Origin of the sequence: Nocardiopsis mangrovi, from assembly GCF_042653925.1 — a bacterium.
Classification (GTDB): domain Bacteria; phylum Actinomycetota; class Actinomycetes; order Streptosporangiales; family Streptosporangiaceae; genus Nocardiopsis_B; species Nocardiopsis_B mangrovi.
Genome location: NZ_JBHSFQ010000037.1, coordinates 16,226 through 29,633 on the forward strand (window position 1 = coordinate 16,226; position 13,408 = coordinate 29,633).

General features: G+C 74.4%; 10 protein-coding genes. 6 read left to right on the top strand and 4 right to left on the bottom strand.

The genetic code is table 11. From position 1 onward, the window contains the following. Nucleotides 1-298: 298 nt before the first annotated feature. Entirely contained in the window at nt 299-2,224 is a 1,926-nt protein-coding gene (locus tag ACFO4E_RS26345; RefSeq protein WP_378579300.1) for a sensor histidine kinase, read from the bottom strand. 324 nt (nt 2,225-2,548) lie between these two features. Here ACFO4E_RS26345 and ACFO4E_RS26350 point away from each other — a divergent pair, with 324 nt between their 5' ends. The 4 genes from ACFO4E_RS26350 to ACFO4E_RS26365 all read left to right on the top strand — a co-directional run bounded on the left by ACFO4E_RS26350 (nt 2,549) and on the right by ACFO4E_RS26365 (nt 8,229). Beyond that, nucleotides 2,549-3,298, top strand: a complete 750-nt coding sequence (locus tag ACFO4E_RS26350; protein ID WP_378579396.1) for an ABC transporter ATP-binding protein — start codon at nt 2,549-2,551, stop codon at nt 3,296-3,298. Nucleotides 3,299-3,304: 6 nt separating this feature from the next. Then, nucleotides 3,305-5,824 carry an ABC transporter permease gene (locus ACFO4E_RS26355; protein ID WP_378579302.1) on the top strand — a complete coding sequence of 840 codons (2,520 nt, stop codon included), beginning with the start codon at nt 3,305-3,307 and terminating at the stop codon, nt 5,822-5,824. 112 nt (nt 5,825-5,936) lie between these two features. Beyond that, a complete protein-coding gene (locus tag ACFO4E_RS26360; protein WP_378579398.1) occupies nt 5,937-7,463 on the top strand; it encodes a DHA2 family efflux MFS transporter permease subunit in 1,527 nt (508 codons plus the stop codon). Nucleotides 7,464-7,482: 19 nt separating this feature from the next. After that, a complete protein-coding gene (locus ACFO4E_RS26365; protein WP_378579304.1) occupies nt 7,483-8,229 on the top strand; it encodes an FAD/NAD(P)-binding protein in 747 nt (248 codons plus the stop codon). A gap of 9 nt (nt 8,230-8,238) precedes the next feature. Here the strand turns inward: ACFO4E_RS26365 and ACFO4E_RS26370 are convergent, their stop codons facing one another. The 3 genes from ACFO4E_RS26370 to ACFO4E_RS26380 all read right to left on the bottom strand — a co-directional run bounded on the left by ACFO4E_RS26370 (nt 8,239) and on the right by ACFO4E_RS26380 (nt 10,145). After that, nucleotides 8,239-9,021 carry a polyprenol monophosphomannose synthase gene (locus ACFO4E_RS26370; protein ID WP_378579401.1) on the bottom strand — a complete coding sequence of 261 codons (783 nt, stop codon included), beginning with the start codon at nt 9,019-9,021 and terminating at the stop codon, nt 8,239-8,241. 91 nt (nt 9,022-9,112) lie between these two features. Next, nucleotides 9,113-9,919, bottom strand: a complete 807-nt coding sequence (locus tag ACFO4E_RS26375; protein ID WP_378579306.1) for a DeoR/GlpR family DNA-binding transcription regulator — start codon at nt 9,917-9,919, stop codon at nt 9,113-9,115. Nucleotides 9,920-9,974: 55 nt separating this feature from the next. After that, nucleotides 9,975-10,145, bottom strand: a complete 171-nt coding sequence (locus ACFO4E_RS26380) for a hypothetical protein (protein ID WP_378579308.1) — start codon at nt 10,143-10,145, stop codon at nt 9,975-9,977. Between the two features lie 184 nt (nt 10,146-10,329). Between ACFO4E_RS26380 and ACFO4E_RS26385 the strand changes: the two genes are divergently transcribed. Next, nucleotides 10,330-11,064 carry a 4'-phosphopantetheinyl transferase family protein gene (locus ACFO4E_RS26385; RefSeq protein WP_378579310.1) on the top strand — a complete coding sequence of 245 codons (735 nt, stop codon included), beginning with the start codon at nt 10,330-10,332 and terminating at the stop codon, nt 11,062-11,064. A 268-nt stretch (nt 11,065-11,332) separates the two neighbouring features. Next, complete coding sequence (locus tag ACFO4E_RS26390; protein WP_378579313.1) at nt 11,333-13,342, top strand: prolyl oligopeptidase family serine peptidase; 2,010 nt, start codon at nt 11,333-11,335, stop codon at nt 13,340-13,342. Nucleotides 13,343-13,408 lie beyond the last annotated feature (66 nt).

Sequence of the window (13,408 nt, forward strand, 5' to 3'; positions counted from 1 at the left end):
GGCATCACCGCAGGCCGGAGCGGCTGCGCACGGTCGACGAAAGTCGATTCCGCCGCATCGCCGCAGGTGGCGGCCGCGAGCGGGGCGGCCCGGGATATCGCCGCCGGTGTCGCGACCCCCGACGAAAGTCGGGAGTCGGGGACGGCCGGGCGGCGTCGGGTGCTATGCGTACCCGCCTTTCCGCTGTCCCGGAGAGTGTCCGCGCGGCCGATGCGCCCGCGGGTCGTACGGAGCCGGCGTCAGCCCCGACCACACCGGTTTTCGTCGACCGCCACGACCGGGCGGATCACGCTGCCGTTCACCCGTCCTCGTCCTCGTCGACCGCCCCATCGATCGGAACGACGGCGCGGACCCGCCACCCGCCGTCGGGGAAGGGACCCGCCGACAGCGTTCCGCCGGCCAGGGCGATCCGCTCGCGCAGCCCGGCCAGCCCGTAGCCGCTCGTCGGCGGCGGCTCGACGGCGGGCCCGATGTCGGGAAGCGGCTCATTGGCGACCACGATCTCCAGGTCGCGTTCGCCGTAGCCCAGCTGCACCGTGACCGGACGGCCCGGCGCGTGCTTTCCGGCGTTGGTCAGCGCCTCCTGCACCATCCGGTAGGCGGTGCGCTCCAGCCGGGGCGGCAGCGCGCGCGGGGTCCCGGTCGTCACCCACTCCACCGGCATGCCGGCCGTCCGCCACTGCCCGATGAGCCGCGCCAGGTCGGCCAGGACCGGCTGGGGCGCGGTGGGGGCGGCGTCGTCGCTGCTGCGCAGGACCCCCAGGATCTCCCGCAGCTCGGCGAGCGCTTCGCGGCCGGTGGTGCGGATGAGCCCGGCGGTATCGGCGGTCGTGGACTCCGCTGTCGACACCTCCAGCCCGCCGGCGTGCAGCACCATGAGGCTGACCCGGTGGGCGACGATGTCGTGCATCTCGCGGGCGATACGGGTGCGCTCACCGTTGATGGCCTGCTCGGCCAAGAGGTGCTGTTCGCGTTCGAGCCGTTCGGCGCGTTCATGCAGGTTCCCGATGAGCTGGCGGCGGGCACCCACCCACAGGCCGGCGGTCAGGGGCAACGCGACCACCAGGACGGTCACGAAGATCGACGACCCGACAATGTTGTCCGCGGAGGAGTAGACGTGGATCCAGATCACGCCGAGCACCATGGCCGCGGTCCAGACGGCCAGCGACCGGCGGCGGTGGCTGAACCAGGACGCGTAGGAGTAGAGCGCCAGCGCGATCGGGAAGCCGTTGCCGAAGCCGAAGGCCAGGACCGCGGCGACGCTGAGCAGAACGGCGGGCCTGGAGCGCCGTAACAGCGTCGCCAGCGACACCACCGTCGCCCCGCCGAGCACGATGGCGATCACGGCGAAGTCTTCCGGGATCAAGGTGTTGCCCGGACGGCCCCCGTCGAAGAGGGTGTGGAAGGGGCCGCTGAACAGCTCGACCATGGTGCCCGCCCAGATCGGGAAGAGGCCGATGGCAAGGGCCCAGTCGACGAGCCCGTGGCGCCCGTCCTCCAGCCGCTCTCGGATCTTCGGCGGCCACGCCCCAAGAGGGAAGGGGCGGAGTTGCCCGGTGACGCGGCTGCGCTCCCCGTTGACGGCCTGCTCGGCCGACCGGTGCTGTTCGCGTTCGGGCCGTCCGGCGCGTTCATGCAGGTTCTCGACGAGCCGGCGCCGGACGGTGGCCACCAACAGGCCGGCGGTCACAGGCAACGCGACCACCAGGACGGTCACGAAGATCACCGCTTCGGCCAAGCCCTCGCCGCCGTTGTCGGCGTAGGAGTAGGTGCAGATCCAGATCACGCCGAGCACCATGGCCGCGGTCCAGACGGCCGGCGACCGGCGCCGGTGGCTGAACCAGGACGCGTAGGAGTAGAGCGCCAGCGCGATCGGGAAGCCGTTGCCGAAGCCGAAGGCCAGGACCGCGGCGACGCTGAGCAGAACGGCGGGCCTGGAGCGGCGGAACAGCGTCGCCAGCGACACCGCCGTCGCCCCGCCGAACGCGATGGCGACCCAGACGACCGCCGCCTCGTCCGAGGTGCCCACCGTGTCGATCCGGTCGACGAGGGTCTTGAAGGGGCCGTTGGGCAGCTCGATCACGGTGAACACCCAGATCGGAAAGAGACCGATCGCAAGAGCCCAATCGACGATCCCGTGGCGCCGGTCCCACAGCCACCGCCCGATCCGCAGCGGCCACACCCCCGGCCGGAAGGCACGGCGTTGCACAGTGTCGTCACCCATGCGCCGGAGTGTATGGGGCTCGCAGGCCGGAGATCATCGTGTGCCGCGGCGGCACAGCGGGGGCGACGGAAGTCGGCGCACCGGGTTGTCGCAGGCCGCTGCTGAACCCGGCGGTGATCGAGAGCGAGGTCACCTGGCGAGGGCTACGACGAAAGTCGATGGGCGGCGCGGTGCCTTGAGCCATTGGACGGCCCCGGCCCCCTCCTTAACGCCCTACCGGAAATCGGCTGCGCGGCCGACGACCCGCCGCACTGCTCGGGCCTAGCGTCTCCGGTATCACCAACCGCCGGGAAGAAAGAGGGAGACGTGAGCGAGACCGCCGCGTTGGCCGGAGCGCAGTACACCCAGGCGCCACCCGCTGCCTTCACACGAGATCTGACCAAGGTCTACGGGACGTCCGGATCGGCCGTGCACGCGCTGGACGGCGTGAGCGTGGAGTTCGCCCGCGGCGCCTTCACCGCGATCATGGGGCCGTCGGGGTCGGGCAAGTCCACGCTGATGCACTGCCTCGCGGGTCTGGACACCGCCACCTCGGGCACCGTGCACCTGGGCCGCACCGACATCACCCGGCTCAAGGACAAGCAGCTCACCCGGTTGCGCCGGGACCGCATCGGGTTCGTCTTCCAGTCGTTCAACCTGCTGCCGATGCTGACCGCCGAGCAGAACATCCTGCTTCCGGCGCAGATCGCCAAGCGCCCGGTGGACCGCGAGCGCCTGGACCGCATCGTCGACGTGGTGGGCCTGCGCGAGCGCCTGGACCACCTGCCGTCCAAGCTCTCCGGCGGCCAGCAGCAGCGGGTCGCGGTCGCCCGCGCCCTGCTCGGGGAGCCGGAGGTGGTCTACGCCGACGAGCCGACCGGCAACCTCGACTCCCGGTCGGGCGCCGAAGTGCTGGCGTTCCTCCGCGATTCCGCCGCGAACCTGGGCCAGACGATCGTCATGGTGACCCACGACCCCGTCGCCGCCGCCTACGCCGACCGCGTCGTCTTCCTGCGCGACGGCCGCCTGGTGGACGAGGTACACGCCCCCACCGCCGAGACCGTGCTCGACCGCCTCGTGAAGCTGGAGTCCTAGGCCGCCATGTTCCGAACCACGATGGCCGGCCTGCGCCTGCACAAGGGCCGGCTGGTCACCACCGCACTCGCCATCGCCCTGGGGGTCATGTTCGTCGCCGGGACGCTGGTCTTCAGCGACACGCTCAGCGCGGCCTACAGCGCCCGGGTCATGGGCTCGGCCGACTCGCTGGACGCCGTGGCCCGGCCCGCACCGGACGGGGCCCAGGACGGCGACGAGGGCCTGTCGGCCGACGTGCTCGACGACATCCGCGCCCTGCCCGAGGTGGACGACGCCGACGGCATCATCCACGGCGACGCCGCTCTGCTGGACAAGGACGGCCGGGCCGTCGGCACCGTCCCGACCGCCGGAATCTCCGTGGGCGGGGTGGTCCGCCACCAGGCGGACGAGGGCGCGCTGCCCGCCGCCGGCGACGAGGCCGCCCTGGCCACCGTCACCGCCGACGCGACCGGCTACGGGATCGGCGATACCGTCAGCGTTCTCGACGCCGGCGGCGAGCGGCACGAGTTCACCGTCACCGGGCTGATCGACGTCGGCGTCGACGCGGAGCTGGCCTACCGCGGCGCCGTCGCGTTCACCCACTCGACCGCCGCCGCCATGACCGGCCGCGACGACTTCTCCGAGATCGACGTGATCGGGGCCGAAGGCACCTCCGATGAGCAGGTGGCCGAGGCGGTCGCCGGCGCGGCCGGGGACCGGGCCGAGGTCGCGACCGGCCAGGAGATGGGCGAGGAACTGGCGAGCGCCGCCGGGGGCCAGGCGAGGACGCTGGGCACGGCGCTGCTGCTGTTCGCCCTGATCTCGGTGGTCGTGGCGTCGATCGTCATCTACAACACGTTCTCGATCCTGCTCGCCCAGCGGCAGCGGGAACTGGCGCTGCTGCGCTGCGTGGGCGCCTCGCGGGGGCAGGTGTTCCGCGGTGTCCTGCTGGAGGCGCTGATCGTGGGCCTGGTGGCGTCGGCGCTGGGGGTGCTGGCGGGGATCGGCGTCGGCGCGGCCGGCGCGTGGTTCGGCGGTGCGGCCGCCGGGGCGGGCGGACCGGCCACGCCGGTCGTGGGCCTCACGCCGGTGGCGGTCGGGCTGCTGGTCGGCACCGTCGTGACCCTCCTCTCCGCCGTACTCCCGGCGCGCCGGGCGACCAACGTCCCGCCGCTGGCCGCTCTGCGCACCAGCGCGGTGGCCGCGGGCCTGGAGAAGGGCATCGGCTGGAGGCGGATCTTGGTCGCCGTGGTGTTCTTCCTGGCCTCGGCGGGGCTGCTGGCGTTGGCGATGCTCGGGGGCGGCCCGGAGGCGGGGCTGATCCTGGTGGTGGCCGCGGGGATGGTCGCCTTCATCGGCGTGGTGGTCGTCAGCCCCCTCCTGGTGCGCGCCGTCGTCGCGGTCGCGGGCGTGCCGATGCGCCGCATGGGTGTCGCGAGCATGCTGGCCGCCGACAACGCCCGGCGCAGTCCGAAACGCGCGGCGGCGGCGATGATCGCGCTGGCGGTGGGCGCGACACTCATCACCGGCTACTCGGTGGTCGACGCCTCCCTGCGCGCCACCCTGGACGAGCAGCTGGACCGGCAGTTCCCGGCCGACTACCAGCTGAACTCCCAGTACACCGACGACGAGTCCTCCGGTATGCCCGCCGACGTCGCCGCGAACCTGGCCTCCTCCCCCGAGATCGAACTCGCCGTCTCGGAGCGCCGGGCCGATACCGAGGGGGCCGGCGGGCAGACGCTCCCGGTCGCCACCTATGCCGGCGGCCGTCTCGGCACCGACATCGACAGCGACGTCGAGCAGGGCGACCTCGCCGACGTGGGGCCGGGCACCGTCGCGGTATCGGGCGACTTCACCGAAGGGGGCGGGGTGGGTACCACCCTGTCCATCGAGACCGAAGAAGGTCCCCGGGACTACGAGATCGTCGCGGTGACCTCGGAGATGCAGCAGCTGTGGGGGGTGACGATGGACCCTGCCGACTTCGCGTCGGCGTTCCCCGGGACCACCACCGACTCCAGAGTGCTGGTGCGGGCGGCCGAGGGCGCCGACCCGGCCGATGTGCGCGACGCGGTCTACGACGCCGTCGCCGAGTACCCGACGGTCCAGGTCGAGTCGATGGCCCAGGTCCGCCAGCAGTTCGACGAGGTTCTGGGGATCGCGTTCCTGACCATCGCCGCCATGCTCGGCCTCGCGATCCTCATCGCGGTCGTCGGTATCGCCAACACCATGGCGCTGTCGGTGCTGGAGCGCGCCCGGGAATCCGCGCTGCTGCGGGCCCTGGGCGTGTCGGGCCGCCAACTGCGCACGATGCTCGGCCTGGAGGCGGTGCTGCTGAGCCTGACCGGCGCGGCGGTGGGCATCGGGCTGGGCGTGCTCTTCGGCTGGGCGGCGGGCTCGGCCGCCCTGGAGGGGATGCTGTTCACCCTGCCGGCCGGGCAGATCGGGCTGTTCATCGCCGTGGCGCTGGCCGCCGGGCTGCTGGCGTCGGCGCTGCCGGCCCGCCGGGCGGCGCGTACCTCGATCAGCGGGACGCTCGCCGGCGAGTGACCGCGACACACCCGCAAGGCGCGGACGGCCGGTAGCGGCCGTCCGCGCCGTACTGTTGCTGGCAGGGCGGGTCGGCGGGGGCCCGATGGCGAGGAGTGTGCAGATGAGCCGCATGCGCATCCGCCGGGCCGCGGCGGTGCCGGCCGGGGACGTGGAGTGGGGGACCCCGGCGGGGCGGTGGATGCTGGGGGCAACCGTCCTGGGGTCGGGCATGGCGTTCCTGGACTCGACCGTGGTCAACGTGGCGCTGCCCGAGATCGGCAGGGAGCTGGGCACCGGTGTCGCCGGGCTCCAGTGGATCGCCAACGGCTACATGGTCACCCTGTCGTCGCTCATCCTGCTCAGCGGCTCGCTGAGCGACCGCTTCGGGCGGGCGCGCATGTTCTCCCTGGGGGTGGTGTGGTTCGCCCTCGCCTCGGCGCTGTGCACGGCCGCGCCCGACATCACGTGGCTGATCGCGGGGCGGGTGCTCCAGGGCGTGGGCGGGGCGCTGCTGACGCCGGGCAGCCTGGCGATCCTCCAGGCGTCGTTCTGCGAGCGCGACCGGGCACGCGCCATCGGCGCCTGGTCGGGGCTCACGGGCGTGGCCGCGGCGGTCGGCCCGTTCGTCGGCGGCTACCTGGTCGACACCGGGTCCTGGCGGCTGATCTTCCTCATCAACCTGCCGCTGGCGGTGATCGTGCTGCTGATCACCTGGCGGCACGTGCCGGAGTCGCGCGACGAGCAGGCGCCCCGCCGGATGGACTACGCCGGTGCGGTGCTGGGCATGGTGGGGCTCGCCGGGGTGACGTTCGCCCTCATCGAGTCGGGGTCTACGTCGGGCGCCCCCGTGTGGAGCGTCGCCGCGAGCGGCGCGGTGGGCGCCGCGGCCATGATCGGCTTCGTGGTCGTGGAGCTGCGCAGCTCGCGGCCGATGCTGCCGCTGGACATCTTCCGGTCGACCCGGTTCTCGGTGACCAACCTGGTCACCATCGCCCTCTACGGTGCCCTGGGGCCGCTGCTGTTCCTGCTGGTGATCTACCTGCAGGAGGGGCTGGGCTACTCCGCGATCCTCGCCGGGGCGGCCTCGCTGCCGATCACGATCCTGATGCTCCTGCTGTCGAGCCGGTCGGGCAAGCTCGGGGTGCGGCTGGGCCCGCGCCCGCAGCTCACGGTCGGTCCGCTGCTGGTGGCGGCCGGGCTGGTGCTGCTCTCCCTGCTCCAGCCGGGCATGTCCTACCTGACGGGTGTCTTCCCGGGGGTGCTGCTCGTGGGGCTGGGACTGGCCACGGCGGTGGCGCCGCTGACGGCGACGGTGCTCGCCTCGGCCCCCGAGCGCCACGCGGGCCTGGCCTCGGGCGTCAACAACACGCTGGCCCGGGCCGCCCAGCTGATCGGGGTCGCGGCCGTGCCGGTGGCGGCGGGCGTGGCGGGCCCGGCGGGGATCAAGGGCGGGTTCGGTCCCGCGATGCTCATCCTGGCCGGGCTGGCGGTGCTGGCCGGCCTGGCGGCCCTGGCCTTCCTGCGCAAGGACACGGGGCGCCCGGCCGCGCCGCCCGGCGGGGCGGAGCCGGGCCCGATGTTCTGCGGGGTGGCGGATCCGCCGCTGCGGTCCTGCCCCGGGTCGACCGCCGGCCGACCGCCCCCCGGGAGCGGCTGAAAGTTCTATCGTGGTGGCCATGCGACAAGGGGCGGACACCGCCGGCCGCCGGAGGCCGACCATCGTGTGCGCGGGCGGCGGGCCGAGCGCGGCCGTGGCGGCGATCGCCCTGCTGCGGGCGACCACCTGGCTGCGGCTGGGCTACCGGATCGTCCTGGTCGACGAGCACGGCCGGCACGCCCGGGGGCCGGGGTACCCGCCGGGTGACACCCGCCTGCTGGACGCACCGGCCAAGGCCATGTCGGTGCTGCCGGACCAGCCCTGCCACCTCATGGACTGGGCGCGCGGCGGCGGCCTCGCCTGCGGGCCCGAGACCCGGCTGCCGCGCGGGGTCTACGGCGACTACCTGGCCGCGGCGCTCGCCGGGACCGCGCGATGGGCGGCCCCGCACGCGGAGGTCGCCACGTCCACGGGCAGGGTCCTGCGGATCGCTGCCGCGTCCGGCGGCGTGGCCGTGGACCTGGCCGGAGGAGGGCGCATCGACGCGGCGGCCGCGATCGTGGCCACCGGCGACCCCCGCCTCGCGCCCCCGCCGCACATCCCGGGCTTCCCCGGGGCCGGGACGGACGGGATCACGACCTGCTCCCGCGGCGCGCTGCTCCTGCCCGGGGGCGGGGTGGCGCGCAGGGTCTTCGCGGTGGGCCCGGTGCGCCGGGGGCACGCCGGCACCACCGTCGACCGCATCGGCGCCCAGTGCGAGCGCCTGGCCGAGCGGATCGCCGACACCGTGCTGCGCGACCGGGCGGTGGTACTGGAAGGGCCCTGACCGGCGGGGTCAGCGGCGGCGGGCGGCGCCGCGCTCGTCGCGGCGCAGGCGGAAGGGGCGCAGCGCCGACTCCACCTGCTCGGCGAGGTCCATCTTGCTGGCGCCCTCCTGCCGGTCCTCGAAGTGGATGGGGATCTCCACGATCTTCTGGCCGCGGCGGTAGGCGCGGAAGTGCATCTCGACCTGGAAGCTGTAGCCGGTGCTGCGCACCTCGGCGAGGTCGAGGGCGTCGAGGGCCGTGCGGCGCCAGATCTTGAAGCCCGCGGTGACGTCGCGCACCGGCATCGACAGGATCGCCTTGACGTAGGCGTTGGCCCAGCCGCTGAGGAGCCGGCGGCGCAGTCCCCAGTGGTCGGAGAGGCTGCCGCCGGGGACGTAGCGGCTGCCGATCACCACGCCCGCGCCCGTGGCCAGCATGGTGCCGAGGAGCTGCGGGATGTAGCCGGGCGGGTGGCTGAGGTCGGCGTCCATCTGCACGACGTAGTCGGCGCCGTCGTCGAGGGCCCGGGTCATCCCCGCGATGTAGGCGCGGCCCAGGCCGTCCTTCGCGGTGCGGTGGACGACCGAGACGCGGCCGTCCTCGCCGCCGTTGTCCGCGGCGAGCTTGTCGGCGATGTCGCCGGTGCCGTCGGGGGAGTTGTCGTCCACGATGACCACGCGCAGCCCGGGCAGCTCCAGCGCCAAGACCTGCCCGACGACAACGAGCAGGTTCTCGGCCTCGTTGTAGGTCGGGATGACGACGCTCACCTTCGACCTCGACCAGGGGTCGGGCAGGGTCACCGGGGTCGGCATGTAGGCGGCCTCCAGAAAAGGGATCTTCTCGGCATCGCGGACGATCCACGTAGCGTACTGTGCGCTCACACGCCCCTGCCAGGGCCGGTGGTCACTCCCCGCGATCGACTTCCAGCACCGCCACGTGCACCAGTGTCCCCATGTCCTCCAGGGTCATCAGGACCTCGGGGTCGGCGTGGTTGTCGGTGATCAGGTGGGCGATGTGCTCGGGCGGCACCGTCTGCACCATGGTGTCGGCGCCGACCTTGGTGTGGTCGGCCAGCACGATCACCTCTTCGGCGCAGGCCACCAGCGCGCGGTCGACGCTGGCGACGGCCGGGTTGGGGGTGCTCAGCCCGCGGTCGGCCGTCACACCGTTGCCCGAGACGAACGCCTGGCGCACCCGCAGCCCGGACAGCGCCTGCTCGGCGGCGGTGCCCACGAGCGCCCGGATGGTCCCGCGCAGGGTCCCGCCGGTCATGACGACCTCGACCCCCGGCGCCGAGGCGAGGACGTCGGCCACCGGCAGCGAGTTGGTCACCACGGTGAGGTTCTGCCGGCCGGTGAGCTCGCGCGCCAGGGCCTCGGTGGTGCTGCCCGGCCCCAGGACGATGGCGTCGCCGTCGATGACCAGCCGCGCCGCAGCGGCGGCGATGGCGAGCTTCTCCGGGGCGGCCTGCCCGCTCTTCTGCGCGTAGCTCTGCTCGTGGCCCAGGTGGCCGGGCAGCGCCGCACCGCCCCGCCTGCGGTCGATGAGCCCGTCGGCCTCCAGGGCGCGGACATCGCGGCGCACGGTGACCTCCGAGGCCCGGACCCGGGAGGCGATGTCGCGCAGCGCCATGGCACCGTTGGTGCGCACCAGTTCCAGGATGCGCTCTCTGCGCTCGGCCGCGAACGCCGGCCTGGTGTCGTCGGTCATGAGAGAACTCCATCTCGGTGCGGGCCGCTGCGCTCCGATGATAGAGCGGAGAGCGTCAGCTGAAATGCACTCCGTGCGCCTGGAAGGCCGCGTCGATCGCGGCGTCGTCGGCGGGCTCTTCACCGGGGTCGGGAGCCGACCCCTTGACCAGTGCCGCGATGAAGACCGCGACGAGCAGGGCGAAGAGGATCACGACGGCGGTTCCGAACATCATCATGACCGACATGGGGGGCCTCCCTGATGAGCGGGCTGACCTGCACCGGCGCTGCGGGCCGCCCGGCGCCCCGTGCGATGAGGTCGATAGACGAATGCCCCGTGGCGGTGCGGATTATGCCTGGGCGGGCCCATGTGTTCGGGCCGGAACAGGGGGCGGCCTGGTGGTCGCCCCCTCGTCCGGCCACAATGTGACGGTGACCCCCGTGAACTGTGATGTGTGGTGGGCCGGGCCCGGACAGGCGACCGGGGCCCTGCTGGGACTCCTCGACGATGCCGAACGCGAACGGCACGCGCGCTTCCGGGTGCGGGCCGACCGCGACCGCTACGCCGTGGCGCACGCGCTGGCCCGGCTCACCGTGGGCCGCGCCGCGGGGTGCGACCCGCGCGACGTGGCCTTCACCCTGCACTGCCGCGGCTGCGAACGGCGGCCCGATCCGCGCCCCGGCCCCCACGGCAAGCCACGGCCGGCCGGCGCGGCCGAAGGGCTGGAGATCTCCATCAGCCACTCCGGCGCGCGGGTCGTGGTGGCGCTGGCCCGCGGCGTGCAGATCGGCGTCGACGTGGAGGAGGTCACCGGCTCCCGCGACATCGACGGCCTGGCCGAGTACGCGCTGACCGGCCCGGAGCGCGCGGACCTGGCGGCGCTGCCCGACGCCGGCCGCGCCGCCGGGTTCTTCGGGTACTGGGCGCGCAAGGAGGCCCTCCTGAAGTCGACCGGCGACGGCCTGTCGGGCGGGCTGGCCAATGTGGCGGTCAACGCCCCCGACCGGCCCGCCCGGGTAACGGCGTGGAACCTCCCCGATGCCCCCGGGCACGTGTGGCTGACCGACCTCGACGCCGGCCCCGGCTACCGCGCGGCCCTCGCGGCGCTCACCCCGGGCCCGGTGGAGGTCACGGCCCACGACGCCGCCCCGCTCCTGGCGCTCTGACCCCCGGCGCGGACCGGAGGGCGCGGCGCGCGCGGCGGCCGTTCCCGCGGCCGGGGTGACCGGACCGAAACCTCACCGTTGCGTCACACTCGCGGCCTTACCGGTAAGTCAGGAGTTACTTGACCGCCGGTAACACGCACTTCGAGGATGTGACCGTGCCTCAAGGAACGCCTGGTTACGCCCCCGTCCCCCTCAGCCGACGGTCCGACCCGAGGTGAGTCCGGCCTCCCCCCGGCCCACGGCCCGCCCTCAGGACGGCGGCCCCTCAGTGGTGGACACCCTGCACGGCAGGGTCGTGGCCGACCCCTTCCGATGGCTGGAGGCGCCCGATTCCGCCGCCACGCGGCGCTGGCTGGGCGACCGGTCGCGGGAGTTCGCGCGGGCGGCGGCGGGGTGGCCGCTGCGCGGGGCGCTGGCGTCCGATATCCGGCACCTGGTGGCGGCCGACCTGTGGTCGCCGCCGGTCCGGCGCGGCGGCACGGTCTTCGCCACGCGCAGGCCCGCCGGGGCCGACCATCCGGTGCTGGTGACCGTCGACGGCGCACGGGCGCGCGTCGTCTTCGACCCCGCGGTGTTCGACCCCACCGGGCGCACCACGCTCGACGCCTGGGAGCCCAGCTCCGACGGCCGGTGCGTGGCGGTGCAGACGTCCACCGGCGGCACCGAGCGCGGCGCCCTGCGCGTGCTCGCCACCGATTCGGGGCTGCCGGTCGAGGAGCCGATCCCGGGGGTGCGCTACTCCCACGTCGCGTGGCTCGGCGGCGATCCCGCCTCGTTCTACTACGTGCGGCGCGACGACGGCGACGGCCGCCGCGGCGTGTGGCTGCACCGGGTCTCCCGCGGCCGACCGCCGCGCACCGACGTCTTCGTCCGCGCGTGCCGCGGCCCGCGCACGGTGCCCGGGGTGCGGGTGCTGCGCGACCGGTGGCTGCTGGTGACGGAGAGCCACGGCACCGGCCACCGCAACGACCTGTGGATCGCCGACCTGCGGGCCGGCGACCCGGCCGCCCCGTCGTGGCGCACCGTGCAGGAGGGCGTCGACGCGGAGACCGACGCCGACATCGGTCCCGACGGCGTCCTGTACCTGCGCACCACCCTGGGCGCGCCGCGCCGCCGCATCTGCGCCGCCGATCCCGCCGCCCCCTCCCCCGCGGGGTGGCGCGAGGCGGTGGCCGAGGACCCCGGGGCGACGCTCGACGGCTTCGCCGCCGCCGGGCACCCCGGATCCGCGGAGCTGCTGGTGGTCCGCACCAGGCTGGGGATCAGCGAGCTGACCGCCCATGACCCCGCGGGCGGGTCGGCGCCGCGCAGCATAGCGCTGCCGGGCGAGGGCATGGTCACCCGCCTGGAGTCGGGGGCCGACGGCGCCGCGCACTTCTGCTACGCCGATGTCGCCACCCAGCAGACCGTCCACCTGCTGCCCCCGGGCGGCGGCCGCCCCCGCCCCTGGCCCGGCGGCGGCTCCTCCCCCGCCGCGCGGCCGGTGCGCCGGCGCACCACCGCGTGCCGCTCCGCCGACGGCACCCGCGTCCCGGTGACCGTCTTCGGCCCCGACGGCCCCGGCCCGACCATCCTGCACGCCTACGGCGGGTTCGGCCGCCCGCGGCAGTTCGGGTTCAGCGCCACCGTGCTCGCCTGGCTGCGGGCGGGCGGGCGCTACGCGGTCGCCCACGTGCGCGGCGGCGGCGACGCCGGGCGCGACTGGCACCTGCGCGGCGCCCGCCGCAACAAGATCCGCGCGGTGCAGGACCTCGTCGCGGCGGCCGACACGCTCGTGGCCGAAGGCGCCTGCTCGCGTGCGCAGCTGTGCCTGTCGGGCGGCTCCGCGGGGGGCCTCCTGGTCCTGGCCGCGGCGGTGCTGCGCCCCGATGTGGCCGGGTCGGTGATCGCGTCGGCGCCCCTGGCCGACATGGCGCGGTTCGAACGGCTGGGCCTGGGGCCGATGTGGACCCGGGAGTTCGGCACCGCCGCCGACCCCGGCGACTTCGCGGCGCTCATGGCCTACTCCCCCTACCACGCCGCTCTGGAGGGCCGGGGCCGGTCCTACCCCGCGGTACTGCTCACCGGGTTCCACGGCGACACCCGCACCGACGCCGCGCATCCGCGCAAGATGTGCGCGGCGCTCCAGGCCGCCGCCGCACCCGGCGGCGCGCCCGTCCTGTTGCGCTACGAGCACGACGTGGGGCACGGGCCGCGCGCCGTGACCAAGGCGATCGAGCTCGCGGCCGACGCGCACGCGTTCGCGGCCGCGCGAACGGGGCTGGCCCCGGGGCGCTGAGCCCGCACGGGCCGGTCCACTCCCCAACAGAAAGAGAGGTGATCACTCATGGACCCGATCGAGGTC

Excerpts from the sequence above, each read along its gene's own strand:
- ACFO4E_RS26345 (WP_378579300.1), bottom strand. The coding sequence starts at position 2,224 with ATGGGTGACGACACTGTGCAACGCCGTGCCTTCCGGCCGGGGGTGTGG.
- ACFO4E_RS26355 (WP_378579302.1), top strand. The coding sequence starts at position 3,305 with ATGTTCCGAACCACGATGGCCGGCCTGCGCCTGCACAAGGGCCGGCTG.
- ACFO4E_RS26360 (WP_378579398.1), top strand. The coding sequence starts at position 5,937 with ATGCGCATCCGCCGGGCCGCGGCGGTGCCGGCCGGGGACGTGGAGTGG.
- ACFO4E_RS26365 (WP_378579304.1), top strand. The coding sequence starts at position 7,483 with ATGCGACAAGGGGCGGACACCGCCGGCCGCCGGAGGCCGACCATCGTG.
- ACFO4E_RS26370 (WP_378579401.1), bottom strand. The coding sequence starts at position 9,021 with ATGCCGACCCCGGTGACCCTGCCCGACCCCTGGTCGAGGTCGAAGGTG.
- ACFO4E_RS26375 (WP_378579306.1), bottom strand. The coding sequence starts at position 9,919 with ATGACCGACGACACCAGGCCGGCGTTCGCGGCCGAGCGCAGAGAGCGC.
- ACFO4E_RS26380 (WP_378579308.1), bottom strand. The coding sequence starts at position 10,145 with ATGTCGGTCATGATGATGTTCGGAACCGCCGTCGTGATCCTCTTCGCC.